At 71.7% G+C, this 22641-nt stretch carries 19 protein-coding genes; 12 read left to right on the top strand and 7 right to left on the bottom strand.

Translation table 11 applies throughout. The features are described 5' to 3' along the window. Window positions 1–167: 167 nt before the first annotated feature. The 3 genes from ABT342_RS27515 (at window position 168) to ABT342_RS27505 (ending at window position 3471) form a co-directional block, all read left to right on the top strand. Entirely contained in the window at window positions 168–971 is an 804-nt protein-coding gene (locus ABT342_RS27515; RefSeq protein WP_351579370.1) for a GNAT family N-acetyltransferase, read from the top strand. A 224-nt stretch (window positions 972–1195) separates the two neighbouring features. Beyond that, complete coding sequence (locus tag ABT342_RS27510; RefSeq protein WP_351579367.1) at window positions 1196–2347, top strand: tetratricopeptide repeat protein; 1152 nt, start codon at window positions 1196–1198, stop codon at window positions 2345–2347. 71 nt (window positions 2348–2418) lie between these two features. Continuing rightward, window positions 2419–3471, top strand: a complete 1053-nt coding sequence (locus tag ABT342_RS27505; protein WP_351579442.1) for a polyprenyl synthetase family protein — start codon at window positions 2419–2421, stop codon at window positions 3469–3471. 147 nt (window positions 3472–3618) lie between these two features. Here ABT342_RS27505 and ABT342_RS27500 read toward each other — a convergent pair whose 3' ends face one another. Continuing rightward, complete coding sequence (locus ABT342_RS27500) at window positions 3619–4383, bottom strand: SDR family NAD(P)-dependent oxidoreductase (protein WP_351579364.1); 765 nt, start codon at window positions 4381–4383, stop codon at window positions 3619–3621. Between the two features lie 70 nt (window positions 4384–4453). Between ABT342_RS27500 and ABT342_RS27495 the strand changes: the two genes are divergently transcribed. Further along, the gene (locus tag ABT342_RS27495; protein WP_351579361.1) at window positions 4454–5110 is read left to right on the top strand and encodes a TetR/AcrR family transcriptional regulator; all 657 of its coding nucleotides are present in this window, start codon (window positions 4454–4456) and stop codon (window positions 5108–5110) included. A gap of 97 nt (window positions 5111–5207) precedes the next feature. Here the strand turns inward: ABT342_RS27495 and ABT342_RS27490 are convergent, their stop codons facing one another. Continuing rightward, entirely contained in the window at window positions 5208–6791 is a 1584-nt protein-coding gene (locus tag ABT342_RS27490) for an FAD-dependent monooxygenase (RefSeq protein ID WP_351579358.1), read from the bottom strand. A gap of 162 nt (window positions 6792–6953) precedes the next feature. On the opposite strand from ABT342_RS27490, the gene ligA reads away from it, so the two are divergent. Then, window positions 6954–9071, top strand: coding sequence for an NAD-dependent DNA ligase LigA (gene ligA, locus ABT342_RS27485; protein ID WP_502965628.1), 2118 nt, complete (start codon window positions 6954–6956; stop codon window positions 9069–9071). A gap of 19 nt (window positions 9072–9090) precedes the next feature. Here the strand turns inward: ligA and ABT342_RS27480 are convergent, their stop codons facing one another. Both ABT342_RS27480 and ABT342_RS27475 read right to left on the bottom strand, forming a co-directional pair. After that, window positions 9091–9840 carry a PLAT/LH2 domain-containing protein gene (locus ABT342_RS27480; RefSeq protein WP_351579352.1) on the bottom strand — a complete coding sequence of 250 codons (750 nt, stop codon included), beginning with the start codon at window positions 9838–9840 and terminating at the stop codon, window positions 9091–9093. Window positions 9841–10040: 200 nt separating this feature from the next. Beyond that, entirely contained in the window at window positions 10041–11408 is a 1368-nt protein-coding gene (locus tag ABT342_RS27475) for an alkaline phosphatase PhoX (RefSeq protein WP_351579349.1), read from the bottom strand. Between the two features lie 160 nt (window positions 11409–11568). Here ABT342_RS27475 and ABT342_RS27470 point away from each other — a divergent pair, with 160 nt between their 5' ends. The 4 genes from ABT342_RS27470 to ABT342_RS27455 all read left to right on the top strand — a co-directional run bounded on the left by ABT342_RS27470 (window position 11569) and on the right by ABT342_RS27455 (window position 14025). Next, a complete protein-coding gene (locus ABT342_RS27470; protein WP_351579346.1) occupies window positions 11569–12513 on the top strand; it encodes an NAD-dependent epimerase/dehydratase family protein in 945 nt (314 codons plus the stop codon). Window positions 12514–12700: 187 nt separating this feature from the next. Continuing rightward, window positions 12701–13093 carry a hypothetical protein gene (locus ABT342_RS27465; RefSeq protein WP_351579343.1) on the top strand — a complete coding sequence of 131 codons (393 nt, stop codon included), beginning with the start codon at window positions 12701–12703 and terminating at the stop codon, window positions 13091–13093. A 12-nt stretch (window positions 13094–13105) separates the two neighbouring features. Then, window positions 13106–13636 carry a hypothetical protein gene (locus ABT342_RS27460; RefSeq protein ID WP_351579340.1) on the top strand — a complete coding sequence of 177 codons (531 nt, stop codon included), beginning with the start codon at window positions 13106–13108 and terminating at the stop codon, window positions 13634–13636. Further along, a complete protein-coding gene (locus ABT342_RS27455) occupies window positions 13633–14025 on the top strand; it encodes a peptidase inhibitor family I36 protein (RefSeq protein ID WP_351579338.1) in 393 nt (130 codons plus the stop codon). The genes ABT342_RS27460 and ABT342_RS27455 overlap by 4 nt, the downstream gene beginning before the upstream one ends. 124 nt (window positions 14026–14149) lie before the next feature. Here ABT342_RS27455 and ABT342_RS27450 read toward each other — a convergent pair whose 3' ends face one another. Both ABT342_RS27450 and ABT342_RS27445 read right to left on the bottom strand, forming a co-directional pair. Beyond that, window positions 14150–16081, bottom strand: coding sequence for an ABC1 kinase family protein (locus ABT342_RS27450; protein ID WP_351579336.1), 1932 nt, complete (start codon window positions 16079–16081; stop codon window positions 14150–14152). A 50-nt stretch (window positions 16082–16131) separates the two neighbouring features. Further along, the gene (locus ABT342_RS27445) at window positions 16132–16761 is read right to left on the bottom strand and encodes a GNAT family N-acetyltransferase (RefSeq protein ID WP_351579334.1); all 630 of its coding nucleotides are present in this window, start codon (window positions 16759–16761) and stop codon (window positions 16132–16134) included. A gap of 375 nt (window positions 16762–17136) precedes the next feature. On the opposite strand from ABT342_RS27445, the gene helR reads away from it, so the two are divergent. After that, window positions 17137–19287, top strand: coding sequence for an RNA polymerase recycling motor ATPase HelR (gene helR, locus ABT342_RS27440; protein WP_351579331.1), 2151 nt, complete (start codon window positions 17137–17139; stop codon window positions 19285–19287). Window positions 19288–19411: 124 nt separating this feature from the next. On the opposite strand, the gene ABT342_RS27435 is transcribed toward helR, so the two are convergent. Next, window positions 19412–19810, bottom strand: a complete 399-nt coding sequence (locus ABT342_RS27435; RefSeq protein ID WP_351579328.1) for a MerR family transcriptional regulator — start codon at window positions 19808–19810, stop codon at window positions 19412–19414. Window positions 19811–19998: 188 nt separating this feature from the next. Here ABT342_RS27435 and ABT342_RS27430 point away from each other — a divergent pair, with 188 nt between their 5' ends. Next, window positions 19999–21507 (top strand): SulP family inorganic anion transporter, encoded by a 1509-nt coding sequence (locus ABT342_RS27430; protein WP_351579325.1) that lies wholly within the window; start codon window positions 19999–20001, stop codon window positions 21505–21507. Between the two features lie 282 nt (window positions 21508–21789). Next, window positions 21790–22638: an aminoglycoside 3-N-acetyltransferase gene (gene aac(3) / locus ABT342_RS27425; RefSeq protein ID WP_351579322.1), complete on the top strand. Its 849-nt coding sequence runs from the start codon at window positions 21790–21792 to the stop codon at window positions 22636–22638. Window positions 22639–22641 lie beyond the last annotated feature (3 nt).

The following is a 22641-nucleotide window of genomic DNA, read 5'->3' as shown; positions in this document are numbered from 1 at the left end:
CACCGCACTGTCCCTCGTCGTGGCGCGACAAGGGCACTTGCTCATCGGGACTGTCGACGGCCGCCTCCTGGACATGGAAGCACTCCGGCGGCGCTCGACGGACGTTCTTCCCGGGCCAGGTCGTACCCTGCCAGGGCCGGGCTCAGGCACCGCCGTACGCTGAACGGGTGACCCTGCGCAGCCTTCACGACCGATCCGCTCTGGCAGAACGCTTCGGGCGTGATCCGGCGATGCACCTGATGGAACTGGGCGATCTCGACGATCTGTTGTGGCCCCACACCAGTTGGTACACGATGTCGCGGAACGGCCCGGTCGCGCTGCTGTACGCGGTCGGCGACATCCCGACCCTGCTCGCCTTCTCCCGCCCCGGTCAGGCCTCGGAGCTGGAGGAGCTGGCCGGTGCGCTGTTGCCCGTCCTCCCCCGGCGCTTCTTCGGGCATCTGACCGGAGCGGCGGGCAAGGTGCTGGAGCCGGCGTACGCGGTGCAGCCGCACGGCACGCTGCTGCGGATGGCACTCACCGACCCCGGCCGTGCCGCCCCGCACCCGGGCGGTCCGTGGCGCCCCGCCCCGCTGGGGCGGGGCGACCTGCCGGACTTGCTGGCGCTGTTCGCGCAGGCGTACCCGGGCAACTGGTTCGACCACAGGATGCTCGACACCGGCCAGTACGTGGGCGCCCGGCAGGACGGGCGACTGGTCGCCGTCGCGGGCGTGCACGTCTACTCGCCCGCCTACCGGGTCGCCGCGATCGGGAATGTCACCACACACCCCGAGGTGCGCGGGCAGGGCGCGGGCGGAGCCTGCGTCGCCGAACTGTGCCGGCGCCTCGGGAAGACCGTGGACCACATCGGGCTGAACGTCCGGGCGGACAACGCCACGGCCGTCGGGCTCTACCGCAGGCTCGGTTTCTCCGAGGTCACCGAGTTCACCGAGGCCACGTTCACGGCGCTCCCGCAGGCCACGACCGGCTGAGCCGGCCGCGCGCCGACCCGGCCCGCGTCGAACGCGACCGCTGGGTCCATCCTGCTGTGTCGCCCGGTCAGCCGGGGATCGTACGTCTCGCTGACGATCCCCGGTGCGCCGCGTAGCACTCGAGGATGACCCGGCACCCGTAGGGAGATGGACTTCGCGGCCTGCGCGGAACCTCGTCCTTCCGTCGACGTCTTGCTGATCAGGTCGACTGAAGGAGGGTCCTGATGGCAGGTCGGGTAAGTGAGGCGGCACGGGCGAAGGCGTCCGCGCCGGAGTACCAGGGGGCTCTCGGGTCACTGTCGGTGAACGCCTCGTTGGCCGAGGTGCTCGCCCGGGGCATCGATGAGCTGCGGGCGGCGGAACGGGCCGGTGACGGGCGGGAGATGGCGCGCTGCGGGCTGGCCGTCGCGGAGGCGTACCGGAGGCTGGGGCGGATCGAGGAGGCCGACCGGGCGTGGAAGGCGAGCTACCGGGCGGCGCGTTCGGCCGGTCACGAGGGGGCGATGGCGTGGGCCCTGTGGAGTGGCGGCACGCTCGCCCGGCAGCGGGGGGCGTTCCCGCTGGCGTACCGGTTGCTGCGGCTGGCGGCCGAGATGGGCGAGCGGGGCGGTGACGTCGTCGTGCGGGGCTATTCGCTGGCGGGGCTGGCCGAGACGGGGCGCATACAGGGCGATTACGGGGCCGTGCGGAGGCTGCACGAGCAGTTGCTGGCCGAGGCCCGCCGGCGCGGTGAGGCCCGGCATACGGTCTGGGCGCTGTCGGGCATCGCGCAGATGCACCGCAACACCGGTGCCTACGACGAGGCGCTGGAGCTGTTCGAGGAGGCGGCCGAGACGGCGTTGCGTGCCGAGGACCGGCGCGGGTGGGCGTGGGCGCTGCGGGGCATCGCCGATGTGGTGTCCGTGCGTGACGGGGAGGTGGAGCGGGCCCTGTCGCTGCTGTCGCGGGCGGAGGAGGCCTGCCGGGAGATGCGCCTGTCGAGCGCGCTCGCCTACAACCACAAGATGCGCGGCAACGTGCTGTATCGGGCGGGCCGGTACGCGCAGGCCCGTGATCTGTACACGCAGGCGCTGGAGGAGTTCCGCGAGATGGAGGAGCCGCGGGGGACGGCGCTGTCGCGGCTGGGGCTGGTCAAGGCGCGTGCCCGGCTGGGCCGGGACGCCGCGCAGAGCGCCGCCGAGCTGGCGGAGCTGCGCTCGACGCTGGACCGTATCGGGCTGCGGCACGCCCGGGAGATGGTGGAGAAGGCGGCGGCCGAGCTGGGCGTGGGGCCGCTGCCGGACACGGCCGGAGGCGGGCCGGGGGCCGGGGAGCCGGTGTTGCCGGCGGGCGGGGCCGAGGCGCTGCGGGCGGCCGATGTGGAGGGACTGCGGTGAGTTCCTTCCTGACGTCGTCGTCACCGGTGTACTCCCCCACCTGCTCACAGGACGCGGCGGCCACTTCCGCGATGGGTGAGTCCCCCGGTCACCGCGCCGCGGTGGCCGGGGTCCTGGCGCGCTCTCGTGAGCTGGTGCGGCCCGCGCTGGTGGAGGCGGTGGGGCGGCTGCATCCCTGGACCGGTGAGATGGCGGCGTACGCGCTGGGCTGGAGCGACACGTCCGGGACGCCCGATCCGGGCGGCTCCGAGGGCAAGGGAGTGCGGCAGGCGCTCGCCGTGCTGGGGGCCGAGGCGGTGGGGGCGGACGGCGGCGTCGCTGTCGCGGGTGCGGTGGCCGTGGAACTGGTGCACACGTTCTCCCTGCTGCACGACGACATCATGGACGGCGACGCCCTGCGGCGGCAGCGTCCGGCGGTGTGGAAGGCCTACGGGACGGGTCCGGCCGTCCTGGCCGGGGACGCGCTCCACGCCCTGGCCGTGCAGAGTCTGGCCGAGGCTCCGAGCCCCTGGTCGGCGGCCGCGGTCCGGCACCTGTGCGGGACGCTGAACGCGCTGGTGCGCGGGCAGGCGGAGGACCTGCGGTTCGAAGAGCGCCCGTGGAGCGGACCCGGAGCGGTGGGGCCGGAGCAGTACCGGTCGATGGCGGAGCACAAGACGGGGGCTTTGCTGGGCTGTGCGATCGCGCTCGGTGCGGTGCTCGGCGGGGCTCCCGCCGGAACGGTGTCGGTACTGGAGCGGGCCGGGCGTCATCTGGGCGTCGCCTTCCAGGCGGTGGACGACCTGCTCGGTATCTGGGGTGACACAGCGGTGACCGGCAAGCCCGTCCACGGCGACCTGCGGCAGCGCAAGAAGACCTACCCGGTGCTCGCCGCGCTGGCCGGGGGCGGGCCGGCCGCGCGGGAGCTGGCGGTGCTGCTGGAGTCCCCCGGGCAGCTGGACGGCGCGGCGGCGGCACGTGCCGCCGCGCTCGTGGAGGAGGCGGGCGGGCGGGCCGCGACCCGTGGGGAGGCCCGCCGGCATCTGGACACCGCCCGTCGCGGTCTGCGGGAGGCGTCGCTCACGCCAGGAGCGGCCGGGGATCTGGACGCGTTGTTCACGTACCTGCTGGACCGCAGCTGGTAGCGCGCCGGCAGTACGTGCGCCGGGGGTGTGCCGCGCGTCCACGGTGACAGGCCCGTCGCCGAAGCGACCAGCTGGGCATGGGCGGTGGTGACCGGCTCTCCCCCGGCGTCCGGTGCCGGCGGTGTGTGCGGCCCGGTCGGCCCGCGATCAGACGCGCGGGCCGAGGAACAGGCCACCGCTTGCGTCGATGACCTGTCCGGTGATCCAGCGCGCGGCGTCCGAGGCGAGGAACGCGACGACGTCGGCGACGTCGTCGGGCCCGCCCAGGCGATCGAGCGCCGTCGTTCCGGCGATGAGTTCGGCCAGGCCCGGCGCTTCGAAGGACGGTCCGTTGGCCGGCGTCCGGGTGGCGCCGGGCGCGACCGCGTTCACCGTGATTCCCCGGACCCCGAGCTCGTTGGCCAAGGTCATGCTCATCGTCTCGACCGCGCCCTTCGTCATGGCGAAGGACGTCTGGGTGGGGTTGGCCATCCGGGTCGCCACGGACGAGATCGTGACGATGCGGCCACCGTCGCGGAGCAGGGGCAGCGCACGCTGGATGATGAAGTACGGCGCCCGTACGTTCACCGCGAAGAGGTGGTCGAACTCCTCCCGCGTCGTGACTCCGATCGGACCGGCGGGCGCGGCCGCCGCGTTGTTGACGAGCACGTCGAGTGGCTGTCCGGCCAGAGCGGCCTCCACTCCCGCGAAGAGCGTGTCGACGTCGCCGTCCACCCCCAGCTCCGCCCCGACGGCGAGCGCGGTTCCGCCGGTACGTCCGATCTCTTCGACCGTCGCCGCCGCACCGCGCTCGTCCGTGCCGAAGTGCACGATGACCGCCGCCCCCTGCGCCGCCAACCGGACGGCGATGGCCCGCCCTATGCCGCGCGATGCCCCGGTCACAAGAGCCGTCCTGCCGGTCGGACCAGTCATCCCGCTCCCCCCTTGAATTGTCAGCGACTACCAATCTGGTAGTCACTATCACTCCGGTAGGGTCTACCACATGCCCAACCAGCACTCAACGCTGCGAGCACAGCGGCGAGCCGAGACGCAGCGCACGATCCAGGCGTACGCGGTGCGGCTGTTCACCGAGCGGGGATACGACGCCACGACCGTGACCGACGTCGCCGAAGCCGCAGGCGTGTCGCCCATGACCGTGTACCGGCACTTCCCCACGAAGGAAGACCTCGTCCTCATCGACCAGCGCGCTCAGCTCGTCACCGAGCGGATCGTCGCGTCGTCCGCCACACAGCCCCTGGTCCGTCGCATCGGCGGCGCGCTCATCGACTCGGCCGCGGCGTTGACCAGCGGGGGCTCCAGAGACGACCTGACGGCGAGTAAGCAGTTCCTGCTCGCCCGGGTCCGGCTCATGATCTCCACGCCGGCCTTGCGAGCCAGGCATCTGGACAACAACTACGCCCTCCAGCAGGCGATCGTCGACGCCCTCGGGGGCGATGCGACCGGTGCCGACGCGGCGTTCCACGCCCACGCGGCGGCCGGCGCCTGCCTGGCCGCCCTGCACACGGCGTTGGTGCGCTGGGCCGAGGACGAGGGACGGACCGAGCTGCCCGACGTGGTCACGAAGGCGCTTGCCGCCGCCTTCGGCGATGACATCGTCGGCACCGGCCGGGTGTCAGAGGCGTCCGCGGATCGTCCCTGACCCGCGAAGCCGCCGATCGCGCCACACCGGTCGCGCCCGCCGCGGACGGCGTGACCGCCTCCCCGGCGCCCCCATGCCCGACCCATGGGGTGCTCGGTCACATCGGGGGTGTCGAGCCAGTGATCGTGGCGAGGGCGTGGCGGAGGGTGGAATCGCTCGGTGGGCGGTCGCGCCAGCGGGCGCCGATGTGGCCGTCGGGCCGGATGAGCAGTGCGCCGCGCGGGAGGAGGCCGCAGATGCCGGCGTGCTCGTCGGTGAGCGGCTCGATGCGCAGCGGCCATGGAGCGGTGGTTTGCCGCTCCCACCGGGCGGGGTCCGGGGTGAGCAGGGTGAACCATTCGCCGAAGGCGTCGAGCGTGGAGCGGTCGTGTGCGAGCCAGAGGTGTGGCATGCGGTGGCCCGGCTGGGCGGTGGGAACGTAGTCCGTGCCCGCGTCGGGCGGCTCGGGCGGGGTGATGCCGTCGGTGAGGACGGCGTCGGAGTGGTAGCTGACGCCGAGCACCAGACCGAGTTGGGCGAAGTACCGCTCCGACCAGGGCAGTTCGATCCGGTCTCCCGCCGCTTCGCCGGTTCGGCGGCGCTGCTCACGGCGTCGGTTTTGCACCTGAAGCGCGAGTTGGGTGTTGGCCACCGCCTGGCGGAGAGTCAGATCGGCAACGGGGTGTCGTTCCGTCTCGTAGGTCTTCAGCATGCCGGGTCCGGCCCACCCCTGGAGAACGCCCGCCAGTTTCCAGCACAGGTTGTGCACATCGGCGATGCCGGCGTTCATGCCCATGCCGCCGAAGACGGGGATCGCGTGCGCGGCATCGCCGGCCAGCAGGATCCGGCCGTGGCGGAAGCGCTCGGCGACGAACGCGTTCATCACCCAGTGCTGAACCCTCAGCACCTCGGCCTGGACACCGGCCGTGGGACCGAGGGCGTGAGAGACGAGGTCGGACCAGTCGACGCGCGCGGCGTCTTCGGGGGTGGGAGCGAACCAGGCCCAGCCTCCTTCGGGGTAGAGCGGGGCGAAGGAGCCATGCATGGTGAAGTAGACCCCGGCGGGCTGCCGGGCGCACCAGCTGTTGAGGTCGGCGTCGAACACGACGGTGGTGAAGCGGGCCATCTCGCCGGGGCCCGCGGTGTCGATTCCCAGCCGTTGCCGGACGGTGGAGTTCGCACCGTCGGCAGCGAGTACGTAACGGGCACGGACGCGGGTCTCCCCACCGCGCCGGTGGTCGACGAGCAAGGCCACGACACACTCGGGTTCTTCGGCCAGGTCGATGAGCTCGACCCCGAACAGCACCTGCGCGTCCGCCGCGGCGAGCAGGGTGGGTTCCAACCGGTCCTGCGAGGTGACCACGCCGATCACAGGGCTCTCGGGGATCGGCGCGTCGACCCCCACCATCGCCGCGGTGGCGAAGTCGCCGTCGTGCAGGGTGTCGCGGAATCGGATGCGACCGAACTCCGGTGCGAACGCACGGGCAGTGATCCCGGCAGCGAGACCGAGCTGGCGGTAGATCTCCATGGAGCGCGCGTTGACCAGCCGGGACCGGGGAAACGGCGACAGCTCGCGGTGCTTCTCGACGAGCAGTGTCCGCACTCCCCAGCGTTCCAGCAGCGCTCGTGCGGTGAGCCCGACCGGCCCACCGCCGACGACCAATACGTCCACCTCGGCGTTTGCTGCGGGCATGTCGGTCATGCGCTCAATCTTCCCCGCCCGGTGGCCGGCCGCAACGTCTGCGCGGGCCTTTCCCAAGCCTGACGTCTTCCGGGGCGCGCCACGCCCGGCGGCTTGCGGCGAGGCCTGTCCGGCCGCTGCCCACATGGCGGCGCAGCTCGATTGTCAGTGCGACCGGGCACGATGGCATCCATGACAACGACTCCGGTCCTTGCCGATGCTGTCGCGTACGCGCAGGCGGTCGAGGATGCCAAGAAGGCGGCTGCCGCGTACTACACGGGCGGCGACAGCGACCTCGACGACGCCGCGTACGACGAGCTGATACACGCGATCACGCACTGGGAGGCGGAGCACCCCGACGGCGTACTGCGGGATTCACCGACAGGGAAGGTCGCCGCCGGAGCCGTCGACGGGGACGTCCCGCACACCACGCCGATGCTGTCGCTGGACAACGTCTTCTCCGCGGAGCAGTTCACCGCCTGGGCGGCCTCCCTCGAACGGCGGATCGGGCGGCCCGTCGCCCGGTGGAGCGTGGAACCGAAGCTCGACGGCCTCGCGATCGCCGCCCGCTACGAGGACGGACGCCTGACCCGGCTGATCACCCGGGGAGACGGGACCGCCGGGGAGGACGTCTCGCACGCCATCGGCACCATCCTCGGCCTGCCCGGCCGGCTCACGGAGCCGGTCGGCCTGGAGCTGCGCGGTGAGGTGCTGATGACCACCGAGCAGTTCGAGGCCGCGAACGCCACCCGTGTCCGGCACGGCGGAGAGCCGTTCGCGAATCCGCGCAACGCCGCGGCCGGCACCCTGCGGGCGAAGGAGCGCGCCTACACGCTGGAGATGACCTTCTTCGCCTACGGCCTGCTGCCGCTCCCGCACACCGGCACGGCGCTCGCCGAGCGGCTGGAGCACTCCCCCCATGGCGAGCTGATCGCGTACGCGACCACGCTGGGCGTGCACACCGCTGCCGCGACCGCGGTCTGCGGCCTGACGGTGACCACCGCCGAGGAGGTCCTCGCCCGTGTCGAGGAGATCGCCGCCCTGCGCGCCGAGCTGCCGTTCGGGATCGACGGGATCGTGATCAAGGCCGACCTGGCGGCCGATCAGCAGGATGCCGGTTCGGGTTCGCGGGCGCCCCGGTGGGCGATCGCGTACAAGCTGCCGGCGGTCGAGAAGATCACCCGGCTGCTGGACGTGGAGTGGGCGGTGGGCCGCACCGGGATCATCGCACCGCGCGCGGTGCTGGAACCGGTCGAGATCGACGGCTCCACCGTCACCTACGCCACCCTCCACAACCCGGCCGACATCACCCGTCGCGACCTGCGCATCGGCGACCACGTCATGGTCTACAAGGCGGGCGACATCATCCCGCGCATCGAGGCCCCCGTCGCCCACCTGCGCGCCGGCACCGAACTGCCCGTCCGCTTCCCCGAGGCCTGTCCGCAGTGCGGCTCCGGGATCGACACCAGCGAGCAGCGGTGGCGGTGCGAACGGGGCCGCAACTGCCACCTCGTGGCCTCCCTGTCCTACGCGGCCGGCCGGGACCAGTTGGACATCGAGGGCCTCGGCGCCACCCGTGTCGTACAGCTGGCCGACGCCGGCCTCGTCACCGACATCGCCGACCTGTTCGGCCTCACCCGCGACCAGCTGCTGCGACTGGACCGCATGGGTGCGACCAGCACCGACAACCTGCTGGCCGCGATCGAGCAGGCCAAGGCCCGCCCGCTGAACCGGGTGCTCTGCGCACTCGGTATCCGCGGCACCGGCCGCTCCATGTCCCGCCGCATCGCCCGCCACTTCGGCACCATGGACGCGATCCGGTCGGCCGATGCCGAAGCGATGCAGCAGGTGGAGGGCATCGGCGTCGAGAAGGCCCCCGTGATCGTCACCGAACTCGCCGAGGTCGGACCCGTCATCGACAAGCTCATCGCCGCCGGGGTGAACATGACCGAAACCGGCGCCGCCCCCGCCCCCTACGCTGCCGGTGCGAGCGCGGCCCCGGCCGAGCCGGACGCTCCCGCGGGGCCGCTGGCCGGGATGACCGTGGTGGTCACCGGCGCGATGACCGGCCCGCTCGAGAACCTCACCCGCAACCAGATGAACGAGCTCATCGAACGCGCGGGCGGCAAGTCGTCCTCCAGCGTCTCGAAGCGGACCAGCCTGGTCGTCGCGGGAGAGGGCGCCGGGTCCAAGCGCGCCAAGGCCGAACAGCTCGCTCTCGACATCGTCACCCCGGACGCCTTCGCCACGCAGGTCGCCGACTTCCTCCCCGGCCTCACAGAGAACGGCGGCATGGCGTGAGCCGGTCGTGGAGATCGCCTCATGGCGTGTTCCGGGTGAGCCCGCCGTCGGGGCTGTACGCGGTGAACACGGGTGCGCCGTCTTCCGGGGCCGGGTCGCCGCCGGTGATCCACAGGCGAGGCGGCTCCCCGGCCGGATGCCAGACCGCGGAGTAGCCGTCCGGGCCGGTGACGGACACGTCCGACTGCACGGCCCAAGCGTCCTCGCCCGACTTCCAGAGCTGGAAGGCGGCCGGGCTGCCGAAGCCGGGGGGAACGGGGATCACGTAGGTGTCGCGGGCGCCCGATTCGAAATCGTTGTGGCCGCTCGTGTCCAGAACGGTCCACGAGGAGGTACGGCCCGCCTCGTCGGTCAGCCGTGCCTGAACGTCGCTGTCCGTGCCGGTCCCTGCGACATCGGCCGTCACCACGGTGACCTGATAGCCGACCGGGCCGGTCGGCTGCGGCGCGGGCACACTCGGGGTCGGCGATGCGGAGCCGGGAGGCGGAGCCGCTGCGGCGGATTCCGCGGGGCCGGGAGGCGGATCCCCGGCGGTGGGTTCGGCCGACCCCGCCGTCATGGCTCCGACCGCGAGGCCGCCCGCCGTACAGGCCGCCAGTACGGCTCCCGCCCACACGCCCCGGGGCACTCGCCCGCGCCGGAGCCCGGCGGGCCCGCCGGAGGGGTACGGCGACTGCACGGTTCCGTCGATCCTGGGCAACGGCCGTGTCGAGGTCAGGTCCCGGCCCGGATCGCGCGGCAGGACCTCCGTCGCGTCCGGATCCCACACCGGGTTCCGCTCCCCGTTTGCCGGGCCGCCCCAGTTCACCGCCGCCGCTCCCCTCTGTTCGCTTGCAGAGCTCTGTTCGCTTGCAGAGCGCGGGGAACGTTAGGCCATCGCCGCCCGTCGTGATCTTGACGACCACGGCGTGGACACCGGTCCGCGCACGCCCGCACGCGGCCGGTGCCCCACCGGACGCCGGGAACAGCTCAGTGGTTCCAGGGACCCGTCACGGCGAACGTCGTCCCCGGCGTGTAGCAGTTGACGTACATCGTCCGGAGGTCGGGGGCGAAGGTGACGCCCGCGAACTCGCCCCACTCCGGCTTGTCCGGCGTGCCGATGTTCTTGCGGCCCCGGGCCATGGCGTACACCTCGCCCCTCCGGGTGAGGCCGTAGACGTGCTGGGCACCGTCGCCGTCCTCGCAGACCATCAGGCCGCCGCTGGGCGCGAGGCAGATGTTGTCGGGGGACTCACCGGGGAGCTGGATGTCGGTGTCGGGGCCGAAGACCACGACCAGGGCGAGCCGGCGCCGCTTCGGGTCGTACTTCCATACCTGGCCGTAGTGGTCGGCCGTCGAGCCGTCGCCGCGGCGGGCGAAGCTGGAGACGAAGTAGACGCAGGAGCCGCCCCAGTAGCAGCCCTCCAGCTTCTGCGCATGGGTGATGCCCCCGGGGCCGAAGTCCTGGAAGCGGATCGGGGTCCGGCGCGCGAGCGGGTCGGGCACGTCCACCCAGGTGACGCGGTCGAAGGTGGTGCCGGGCTGCTGGACGGAGGAGAGGTCGGGCACGCCGGGGACACGTAGCGCCTGAAGACGGCCGCCCGCGCGCAGCGAGCCGCGGCCGCCCATCGGCTTGTCGGGGAGGAAGCGGTAGAAGAGGCCGAACGGCTTGTCGAAGGCGTCCTCGGTCTCGTAGACCGTGCCGGTACCGGGATCCACGGCGACGGCCTCGTGCTGGAAGCGGCCCATCGCCGTCAGCGGCACGGCTCCGGTGCGCCGCGGGTCGTACGGATCGACCTCGAAGATGAACCCATGGTCCTTGGTGTAGTTCCCCTCCCCGGCGAGGCCCTCGGTCTCCTCGCAGGTCAGCCAGGTGTTCCAAGGGGTGGGGCCGCCCGCGCAGTTGGTGGAGGTGCCGGCGATGGCGACCCGCTCGGAGCGCACGTTGTTGTTCCCGTCCAGTTCGAGCGTCGTACAGCCGCCCTCGCCGCCGGGGTCGTAGGTCAGGTCGGGGACGCGGGGCACGGCCGAGCGGGAGTTCGTACGGTTCTCGTGGTTACGGACGAGGAAGGTGCCGCCGCGGCGGCCGGGGAACGCCTCCATGCCGTCGAAGTTGCTGGGAACCTTGCCCTCGCCGGAGAGCAGCGGGTCGCCCTCGCGGGAGAGGACCCGGTAGCGGAATCCCCGGGGGAGGTCGAGCAGGCCGTCGGGGTCGGGGACCAGCGGTCCGTACCCGCTCCTGCCCATGCTCCGGGCGGTCGCGGTCCCTGCGAAGATCTCCGAGAGGCTTCCGGCAAAGGCGATGGACGCCCCCAACGCGCCCGTTCTGGCCAGGATCTGACGTCGTGTCGCGGACATGAGCAACTCCCTGCTGGCGGACAGGTGATGTGATCCGGTCGTGTGTACCACGCGCTCCCGCCGCCGGGAACCAGGCGGACCAGCGTTCCCTCGGATGCCCGTGGGGCCGGAGGGGCTCAGCGGCCCTCGTCCGCCCCCGTCCGCGCGCTAGTGTGCGCAGGTGAGCAGCCTTCATGTCGTCATAGGATTCGGGCCCGCCGGGGCCGCCACCGCTCGGCTGCTGGCCGAGAAGGGACACTCGGTACGGGTCGTCACGAGGTCGGGCCGGAGCCCTGAGCCCGGCATCGAGCACGTCGCGCTGGACGCGGCGGACAGCGAGCGGCTGACCGAGGCGGTGCGGGGCGCCGCCGCGATCTACAGCTGCGCCGCACCGCCCTACCATCGATGGGCGAGTGAATGGCCGCCGCTGGCCTCGTCCCTCTGCGCGGCGGCCGAGGCGACCGGGGCCGTCCTGGTCATGCTGGGAAACCTGTACGGCTACGGTCCGGTGGACGGTCCCATGACCGAGCAGCTGCCGCTCGCGGCGACCGGCTCCAAGGGGCGGGTGCGTGCGGCCGTTTGGGAGCAGGCGCGGGAACGGCATGAGCAGGGGCGTATCAGGGCGGTCGAGTTGCGGGCCTCGGACTTCTTCGGACCCGGTGTGACCGATGGCGGGCATCTGGCCGCTCGGGTCGTCCCACGGCTGCTGCGCGGCAAGCCGGTCTCCACGCTCGGGGATCCGGACGCCCCGCACAGCTGGAGCTATCTCCCTGATGTGGCCAGGGCCCTGGCCGAGGTCGCGGGCGAGGAGCGGGCCTGGGGACGGGCCTGGCACGTCCCGACGGAGCCCGCGCTGTCCACCCGGGAGATGGTCGACCGGCTCGCCGCCCGGTCGGGAACGGGTCCGGTCGCGGTACGCAGGCTTTCGCCGGCCGTGCTGGGTGTCGCATCGGTGTTCTCCCCGCTGATCCGCGAACTGAAGGAGATCCGCTATCAGTTCGACCGTCCGTTCATAGCCGACTCAGGTGCCTACGAAGCCGAGTTCGCGGTGCGGGCCACCCCCGTCGATGAGCAGGTCAAGGCGACGCTGGAATGGTGGCGTGAACGGCCGGCGACCAGGGGATGACATCCGCGGCGGCGAAGGATCCGGTCCCGAATCGCGTCCGTGACGCACTCTCACCCGGGGAAACCAACGGGACAGGCCGAGCCGGTACGACTTCTCACTGACGTGGGTGATCATGGCGTCTGCTCGTGGATCAAGCGTGGAAAGCTGCGGGAGCACCTACCGCTCACCGCACTTTGGGGACGCCCGCATGCGCCTGTACGCCGCTGCCCTCCTGACTGCCTTCGCCTTCAACGCCGTCGCACCGGCCACTGCGACGGCCGAGCCCGCCCGTACCCTGCCCGTGATCTCATCGGCCCTGCCGGGGCACGTCTGCTTCTGGCCCGAGCCGGAGGAGATGGGTCCGGGCGGCGGCTGGTGCTACAACGGTACGGGCTATTCCGAGGCCGCACCCCATGTGAAGCGGCACGCGAAGTCGTTCAGCAACCAGAGCCAGGACACCTTCTACGCCATCCACTTTCCCCGTGAAGGCGGCTGCCTGTACCGGACGATCTACGGCGGCGACTACGCGCCGCACTGGGAGTGGTGGGAGAAGCTGGACGGGGTCCAGCGCACCCGCCCCTCCGACTGCTCACCCGGCTGAGGCCCGCCCGCCGTGCCCACGGCTCCCATCCCGCGCCGCCCGCAGCGGCCCGGGCGGGCGGCGCTCGGACCGCTGATCTTCGCGAGCCTGCTGCTGGCCGGGTGCGCCGCCCCCGCCCAGCGGATCGAACTCAGCCCCGAGCAGACGGTCAAAGCCGCCCAGCGGCTGCTCACCGACCGCTGCCTGATCCGACAAGGCCTCACCCCGCCCCGGCCCGGCTCCCCCACCCCGCGGCCCGACGACGCCCGCCGGGTCGCCGACGCACTCTTCGGTACCGGCCCGGCCGAACTCTCCCTCACCCTGCCCAGCGGCCATGTCATCCGCCAGCACACAGACGGCTGCCTGGCCGCCGCCCAACGGCAGCTCTACGGCGACCAGCAGCGCTGGTTCCGGGCCTCGACCACCGTCGGCAACCTGCACTCCGCGGCGCCCGCGGCCCAGCACGCCGACTACCGGCGGCTGCACGCCCTGGCCCTGGACCGCTCCCGAACCCTGCTCACGCACACCGCATCCACCCCTCAACGGAAGAGCACCCACCCATGAAGCACCTCCTCGCTCTCGTCTCCGCCGTCCTGGTCACCGCCGGCGCCGCCCTCGCCGTACCGGCCACCGCGAACGCCGCGCCCTGCCCCAGTGGATCGTTCTGCGTCTGGCGCGACGTCAACTTCACCGACCCCGAGGGCAAGGTGTTCGCCTCGTCCGGGGACGACGAATGGTGGGAGAGCTGGGTCGCCGACGCGGACTCGTCGTGGGCCAACCACGGCATCTCGGGGCCGGGCATCAAGGACCACGTGATCGTCTACGAGGAAGCCATCCAGTGGCCGTCCACCGGCGGCGACCGGACGATCTGCCTGGCCCCGGGCCAGGAGGTCGGCCACAACGCCAACGCCAACGACCGCGGCGACGCGCATGTGTGGGCGATGCAGTGCTGACCGGCCACCGGCGCGCACGCACGTCGGGTCCGACGGCGGCCCCTTAGGCCACGGGCTCCTTCGCTGTCCGGGCCGTGCGGTTCCGCGCGGCCCGGACGGCATGCGGCCCGAGCATGAAGGCCGTTCATTCCATGGGCCGGCTGGTGACGTAGACGGTACGGAGGACGATGGCGGCGGAGAGCACCAGGATGTTGCAGCCCATCAGTCCGTACAGCCCGAGGTTCTCGCTCACGCGCGGTCCGCCGTCCATCCCCAGGAGTTGCAGGCCCGCGAATCCGAGGAAGATCCCGACGAGGGCGTGCACCACCCGCCCGACGAGCTCGCCGACGACCCGCCGGTCGCGGGGATCGGCGAGGAGCCGCACATTCACCCCGAGCCGTCCCTCCTCGAGCGCACCGCCGAGGCGGTCGAGGCGGCGCGGCAGCCGTCGCAGGACAGGCAGCAGCGCGATCAGCTCGTCGCGGGCCGTGTCCCTGGCACTCTGCGGTCCCAGCCGGTCGGTGAGCCGGGCCGAGGCGTACGTACGGGACGCCTCCAGCATGTTGAAGCCCGGGGAGAGGCGGACCAGCGTGCCCTCCAGGGTGGCCAGGGCCCGGAAGACGGCGGCGATCTCCGGCGGAACCGCCAGCCGGAAGCCGGCGACCAGCCGGAACAGGTCGCTGAACATCTCCGCGTCGGGCGCGGACCCGTGCCCCAGATGGCGGGCGCTGAACTGCCCGAGCGCGCGCAGCAGCCGCTGTTCGTCGACATCCTCGGGACGGTCGGTGATCTCCAGGAGGGCCTCGCGCAGGGCGAGCGGATCGCCGCGGTCGACGGCGAGGAAGAGTCCGCCCATCGCCTCGCGGAGCCCGGCGTCGATCCGGCCGACGGATCCGAAGTCGAGCAGGGCGGCCGTGCCGTCGGGCTGGAGCAGGATGTTGCCGGGGTGTGGATCGGCGTGGAAGACGCCGTCCAGCATGATCTGGTTGAGCAGCGTGGTGAGCAGGGTCTCGGCCAGCTCGGTGCCGTGGCGCTCGTCGTCGGGGACCGCCTTGCCGAGCGAGATGCCCTCGACCCGGCTCATGACGAGGACGCGCTCGGTGCTGAACTGCCCGTGCAGGACGGGAACGGCGACGCTGGAGTCGCCGCGCGCCTCGGCGGCCCGGCGTACCGCGGTCATGTTGCGGGCCTCGACGCGGAAGTCCAGCTCCTCGCGCAGCGCGACGGCGAAGCCCCGCGCCAGCTCGTTCAGCCCGAGACCGCGCCCCCAGGCGGTGCGGTCGCTCAGGGCGGCGGCCAGGCGGCCGACGATGTCCAGGTCGCGTTCCACGAGTTCCGGTATTCCGGGCCGCTGCACCTTGACGATGACCTCGGTGCCGTCATGCAGGACAGCCGCGTGCACCTGCGCGATGGAGGCCGCGGCCAGGGGGACCCGCTCGAACGTGGCGAACAGGTCCCGCACGGGTGCTCCCAGGCTCTCCTGGAGCTGTGTCTCGACCTCGCTCCAGGGTGCGGGCGGCACTTGGTCCTGCAGCAGGCTGAGCTCCTCGACGTACACCTCGGGCAGCAGGTCCCGCCGGGTCGACATCAGCTGTCCCAGTTTCACGAAGGTGGTCCCGCCGGCCTGCAAGGCCTGTCGCAGCTCCCGCGCCGGCAACTCGTGACGCACCCCCGACGGCCGCCGCCGCCCTCGCAGATACGGCCCGAGCCCGTGCCGGGTGGCGATGCGCACCACCCCGGAGTACCGCCGCGCCCGCGCGATCCGTCCCCGCACCGACTGCGCCCACCCGAGCGGCCGTACGGCCCCCACGGGCACCACGATGTCCAGCGCGACGAGCACGACCATCGAGGCGAGCATCCCCACCCCGACCATCAGGGACAGCAGCGGCGCGAGCTCCCCCGACTCCTCCAGCCGGGGTCCGAACAGCCCTCCGGACACGGCGAGTCCGCACATCCCGGCAATCCCGACCCGCACCACCCCTGCCCGCACCCCGAGCAACCGCCGCCCCACCATCGCGGGCGCCACCACCACGAGCAAGAAGACGAGCGTCCCGATCAACGCACCGGTGATCCACATGGCGCCATTCAACAGCACGCGTGTGCGATGAGCCGCGCCAGGCCTCTACGTCAAGTCGCGGAGCGCGTACGGGAGTTGCCGGGTCCGCCCAGGCGGGCGGCCAGGCGTTCCTTGGCCGCGGGCCACTCCTGGGCAAGGATCGAGAAGTACACCGTGTCGCGCCAGGTACCGTCCGGCCGTCGGCGATGACGGCGCAGGACCCCTTCGCGGCGCGCACCGAGACGCTCGATGGCCGTCTGCGAGCGGTGATTGAGATGATCGGTCTTCAACTGCACGCGTCCCATGCCCAGGTCTTCGAAGGCATGGGTGAGGAGAAGCAGTTTCGACTCCGTGTTGACCATGGTGCGCCAGTACGCGCGCCCGTACCACGTCCAGCCGATCTCCAGCCGTTCGTCGGCCACGTCGATGTCCATGTACGTGGTCCAGCCGACGGCCTGGCCGCTCGCCCGGTGGATGACCGCGAAGGGAACGTACTCATGACGCCCGGCGGCCTCCAGCAGCGTGGCGAGCTTGGCGCCGAGCTCCTCCTGAGTGCGTGGCGCCGGGCCGCCCTGCCACCTCCACACCTCCTCGTCGTGACCTCCCGCCGCGAACAAGTCGTCGAGATGCTCAACCGCCAACGGCTCCAGGCGTACATAACTGCCGGTGAGTGTGACGGGCGATGGACATGAGGTTGGCATGACAGGGAGGGTAACGGGACACCGCACTGCGTGGCGCGTCGCCGTCTCACGAAGGGCTCGCCCGTCCACAGCGGGCGATGAAAAGCGGGCGACAAAAGACGAAGGCAAGGAGCCCCGCTCCTTGCCACTCTCAACTTATAGCGCACCGGGGGGCTTGCGGCAAGGCCCCGGTCGTGCCGCAGAATCACGGTCCGAGGCCAGAACCTGCGAAATGGGAGATTCACTAAGTGCGTGTGCTTTTGCCGGTCTACGAATCGTGCCGTGACGTCGTCCCGGTGGTGGGACTCGCGCCGCGGTCGCGGGCACTCGGCGCGGCGGTGCGGGTCTGCGGACTGCCGCACTTCGCGGGCTCGACCACAGATCGGAGCTGCTGACATGAACCCCCTGACCACCAGCGCGTTCGACCTTCCCGACCACCTCTCCCCCAAGGCCGACCCGACGCTGATCGATGGCGACGAGCAGCACTTCGCGGCCATCGCGGAGAGCCTTGAGCAGGCGATCGCCGAACTGTCCGACCGCCTTGACGCCGAGCGCATGGCGCCCGGCGGGATCGGCCGGGGAGCGATGGACCGCGACATCGAGATCCACCGGCTGACCGGCCGCCTGCGCACGCTGCGTCGCTTCGGTGTGGACCTGTGCCTGGGACACATCGTCAGCGCGGACGACCCCGAGCCCGTGTACATCGGACGCCTCGGCCTCACCGACAGTACGGGCCGCCGGCTGCTGCTCGACTGGCGCTCCCCCGCGGCCGAGCCGTTCTTCGCGGCGACCCACGCCAACCCGATGGGTCTGACGAGCCGCCGCAGGTACCGCTGGACCCGCGGCCGGATCAGCGACTACTGGGACGAGGTGTTCACCGCCGACGGGCTCGAAGGGCACGCCGCGCTCGACGACCAGTCCGCCTTCATCGCCAGCCTGGGCAGCAACCGGTCGGCCCGGATGCGCGACGTACTCGGCACCATCCAGGCCGACCAGGACGCCATCATCCGGGCGGGTTCGCGTGGCGCTCTCGTCGTCGACGGCGGCCCGGGTACGGGAAAGACCGTCGTCGCTCTGCACCGCACGGCCCACCTCCTGTACTCCGACCCCCGGCTCGGTCACCGTCGGGGCGGTGTGCTGTTCGTCGGTCCGCACCGGCCCTACCTGGACTACGTCGCCGATGTCCTGCCCAGCCTCGGTGAGGAGGGCGTGCAGACCTGCACCGTGCGGGACCTCGTCGCCGAGGGAGCCGGCGCAGCGGTCGAATCCGACCCGGACGTGGCCCGTCTGAAGGCGTCCGCGGACATGGTGAAGGCGATCGAGCCGGCCGTCGGTATCTACGAGGAGCCGCCCACCAAGGGGATGACGGTCCAGACCCACTGGTCGGACATCTGGCTGAGCGCCGACGACTGGGCCGCGGCGTTCGAAGCCCCGGAAGCGGGTACTCCGCACAACGAGGCGCGCGACCAGATCTGGGAGGAGCTGGTCACGATCCTGCTGGACAAGCACGACGGCGAAGACGTCCCGCCCGAGCTGTTCCGCAAGTCGCTGGCGCAGAACCGGGAACTGGTCACGACCCTCAACCGCGCGTGGCCGATGCTCGAAGCGACCGACCTCGTCGGAGACCTGTGGGAGGTGCCCGCCTACCTGCGCAAGTGCGCTCCCTGGCTCGGCGCCGACGACGTTCGCAAGCTGCAGCGCGAGGACGCCCGGGCCTGGACGGTGTCCGACCTGCCCCTCCTGGACGCGGCCCGGCGGCGGCTCGGCGACCCGGAGACGTCCCGGCGCAAGCGTCGGCACAAGGCCGCTGTCGCCGCCGAGCGCGCGCGCATGGCCAACGTCATCGACAGCATGATCGAGGCCGACGCCGATGGCGAAGGCGCCGTGACGATGCTGCGCGGAAAGGACCTGCAGGACAGCCTGATCGACGAGACCGCGCTGCCCGGCACCGACCGGGACCTGCTCGCCGGCCCGTTCGCGCACATCGTCGTGGACGAGGCCCAGGAACTGACCGACGCGGAGTGGCAGATGCTGCTGCAGCGCTGCCCGTCCCGCAGCTTCACCATCGTCGGGGACCGTGCGCAGGCCGGGCACGGGTTCACGGAGTCGTGGCGGGAACGACTGGAGCGGGTCGGCCTCAACCGGGTCGACCTGGCTTCGCTGACCGTCAACTACCGCACACCGGAAGAGGTGATGGCCGAAGCCGAACCGGTCATCCGGGCCGCGCTCCCGGACGCCAATGTGCCGACCTCCATCCGCAGCAGCGGCATTCCCGTCGCCCACGGATCCGTCGCGGAGCTGGACTCGGTCCTCGGCACCTGGCTCTCCGCGCACGCCGACGGGATCGCCTGCGTCATCGGCGATCCCACGTTCCGGGCGACGTCCCGCGTCCGGTCGCTGACCCCGGAGCTCTCGAAGGGTCTCGAGTTCGACCTGGTCGTCCTCGTCGACCCGGAGAAGTTCGGCACGGGCGTCGAAGGGGCGGTCGACCGCTACGTCGCGATGACCCGGGCGACCCGGCAACTCGTCATCCTCACGAGCTCCTGACCTCGTCCGGGACCCTCGTGATCGCCGCCCGACGATCACGAGGGCGCCCGTCGGGCGGGAGTCCCGGCGCCGCACCTCGCGGGCTCGCACTGAGCTTGCGGGACGGGATGCCGCCCGCGCCCGGTCAGGGGGCGGCTGCGAGACGCGTGCGGAGGGTGCCGGCGAAGTCCTCGGCGCGCTCCAGCTGGGCGCGCAGGTCCGCGATCTTCCGCGAGGCGGCCTGTTCGTAGCGCCGCACGCGCTCGAGCAGCGCTTCCCGTTCCTCCGTGCCGCCCGATTCCTCGGCGTCGAGGCGGTCGGTGGCCTCCAGCAGATCGCGCATCTCGTCCAGGGTGAAGCCGAGCGGCTTCATGCGGCGGATGACCATCAGACGGGCGACGTCGGTCTCGGTGTAGAGCCGGAAGCCGCCCTGGGAGCGGGCGGAGGGCGTGACGAGGCCGGTGTCCTCGTAGTGGCGGATGGTGCGCAGGGACAGCTCGGTCCGCGCGGCGACCTCGCCGATCTGCATGTGCTTGCCGTCCACGGCCGTGCCCCTCCGACCTGCTCGCTCCTGTCGGCAGCGGCCCGGACGACCTCCGCCGATCTCTACCCTAACGTTAAGGTAGGGTTGTTGACGGCGAGGGCGGCGAACCGCTGCCTCGCCTTTGCTGTCTTCCGCGCACCCCGGCCTGCCGAACAGGGTGTGCCCGAGCACGACTGGTTCCCGTTCCCTTGTCCTCCGCTGCTCCCGCCGCGTCCCGGGTCGCTCGCCTGCGCGGCCTGAAGCCCGACTGGCTGTCCGATCCGAAGGTCTGGCGCACCGAAATCCTGGCCGGCCTGGTCGTCGGCCTGGCCCTGGTCCCCGAAGCGATCTCGTTCTCGATCATCGCCGGGGTCGACCCCGCGCTCGGCCTGTTCGCCTCGTTCACCATGGCCGTGACCATCGCGATCGTCGGCGGCCGCCGCGCGATGATCTCCGCCGCGACGGGCGCGGTCGCCCTGGTCATCGCGCCGCTCAACCGTGAGCACGGGCTCGGCCATCTGATCGCCGCCGTCATTCTCGGTGGCGTCTTCCAGGTGCTCCTCGGCGCGCTCGGGGTGGCGAAGCTGATCCGGTTCATCCCGCGCTCGGTGATGGTCGGCTTCGTCAACTCCCTCTCCATCCTGGTCTTCATGGCCCAGATCCCCGAGATGACCGACGTCCCCTGGGCCGTCTACCCGCTCATCGCGGCCGGGCTGGCGCTGATGGTGTTCTTCCCGAAGATCACCACCGTGGTCCCGGCCCCGCTGGTGTCCATCGTGATCCTCACCGTGATCACCGTGGGCGCGGGCATCGCCGTGCCCACCGTCGGCGACAGGGGCGCCCTGCCCTCCGCCCTGCCCATGCCGGGCCTGCCCGACGTGCCGTTCACGCTGGACACCCTGACGACGATCGCCCCGTACGCGTTCGCGATGGCGCTGGTCGGCCTGATGGAGTCACTGATGACCGCCAAGCTGGTCGACGACATCACCGACACCCGCTCCGACAAGACCCGCGAGTCCATCGGCCAGGGCATCGCCAACATCGTGACCGGCTTCTTCGGCGGTATCGGCGGCTGCGCCATGATCGGCCAGACCATGATCAACGTGAAGGTCTCCGGCGCCCGCACCCGCCTCTCGACCTTCCTCGCCGGCGTGTTCCTGATGGTGCTGTGCATCGTCTTCGGCCCGGTCGTCTCCGACATCCCCATGGCCGCCCTGGTCGCCGTCATGATCATGGTGTGCTTCGCGACCTTCGACTGGCACTCCATAGCCCCGAGGACCCTCAAGCGGCTGCCCACCGGGGAGATCGCCGTCATGGTGATCACCGTCGCCTGCGTCGTGGTCAGCCACAATCTCGCCGTCGGCGTCGTCGTCGGCTCGGTCACCGCCATGGTGATCTTCGCCAAGCGCGTCGCCCACCGCGCCGAAGTCACCGCCGTCACCGATCCCGACGGTGCCACGGTCGTCTACCGGGTCACCGGCGAGCTGTTCTTCGCCTCCTCCAACGACCTCGCCGGCCGGTTCGGCTACGCCACCGACCCCGACAAGGTCATCATCGACCTGTCCGCGGCACACATCTGGGACGCCTCCTCCGTCGCAGCACTGGACGCGATCGAGACCAAGTACGCCCAGCGCGGCAAGACCGTGGAGATCACCGGCCTGAACCGCGCGAGCGCGGACTTCCACGGCAGGCTCACCGGCGAACTCACCAGCCACTGATCGGGACGTCAGCGCAGCGTCGGGGGCTCCAGGCCGGCCGCGCTGTCCTGGCCGCCGGTGCCCGCGGGGTCGTAGGCACAGGGCATCGGCCGAGCGGCGTCCGCCGGTTCGCTTCGTGGTCGATGAGGTCGTCGTGGTCGATCATGGCGGCGACGTCACGGCCGGGCGGCGCGCTCCGGATGCGCGCAGCGCACCGGACGCCTGCGCGCACCTACTCAGCCGTGCTCGGGCGCCATCAATTCAGTTGCCCAGGGGCCATGGTGCGGGGATAGGTTCCTGATCATGGACGAGATGGACTTACTCCAGCACTCCGGCGGCCCTGTCACGCGTAGCCGGATCAGCCATGACCTCGCCGCGCTCGGCCTCGGCGACGGCGACGTGGTCATGTTCCACACCCGCATGTCCGCCATCGGCTACGTGGCCGGCGGACCGCAGACCCTCATCGGCGCTCTCCACGACGTGGTCGGAACGCAGGGAACCCTCATGGTGACCTGCGGCTGGAACGACGCGCCGCCCTATGACTTTGTCACCTGGCCACAGGCCTGGCAGGACGCCCTGCGCGCGGAACACCCCGCGTACGACCCCGCCCTCAGCGAGGCGGACCACAACAACGGCCGCCTGCCAGAAGCACTGCGCCGCCGGCCCGGAGCCGTCCGCAGCCGTCACCCGGATGCCAGCTTCGCGGCCCTGGGCGCGGCAGCGGCCGAGCTGATGGCCGACCACCCCTGGGACGACCCCCATGGCGCCGACAGCCCCCTCGCGCGGCTGGTCGCCCGCAACGGCCGGGTCCTTCTGCTCGGTGCTCCCCTGGACACCATGACACTGCTGCACCACGCCGAGGCACTGGCCAAGGCCCCCGGCAAGCGGTTCGTGGACTACGAACAGCCCGTCCTCGTGCGGGGAGAGCGAGTCTGGCGTCGCTTCCACGACATCGACTCGGAGGACGGAGCCTTCGACTACTCAGCCGTGGTGCCCGAGGGGCAGGAGCCGTTCGAAGCCATCGCCCAGGACATGCTCGCCGCGGGAATCGGCCGCAAGGGCACAGTCGGCGCTGCCGAGAGCCACGTGTTCGAGGCCGCGGACGTCATCGACTTCGCCACCACCTGGATCGAGGACAAACTGAGCAGATAGCAG

This window comes from Streptomyces sp. NPDC000410, from assembly GCF_040300305.1.
Taxonomy (GTDB): domain Bacteria; phylum Actinomycetota; class Actinomycetes; order Streptomycetales; family Streptomycetaceae; genus Streptomyces.
The sequence above is the reverse complement of the archived record's forward strand: the minus strand, read 5'-3'. Positions and strand labels throughout refer to the sequence as shown.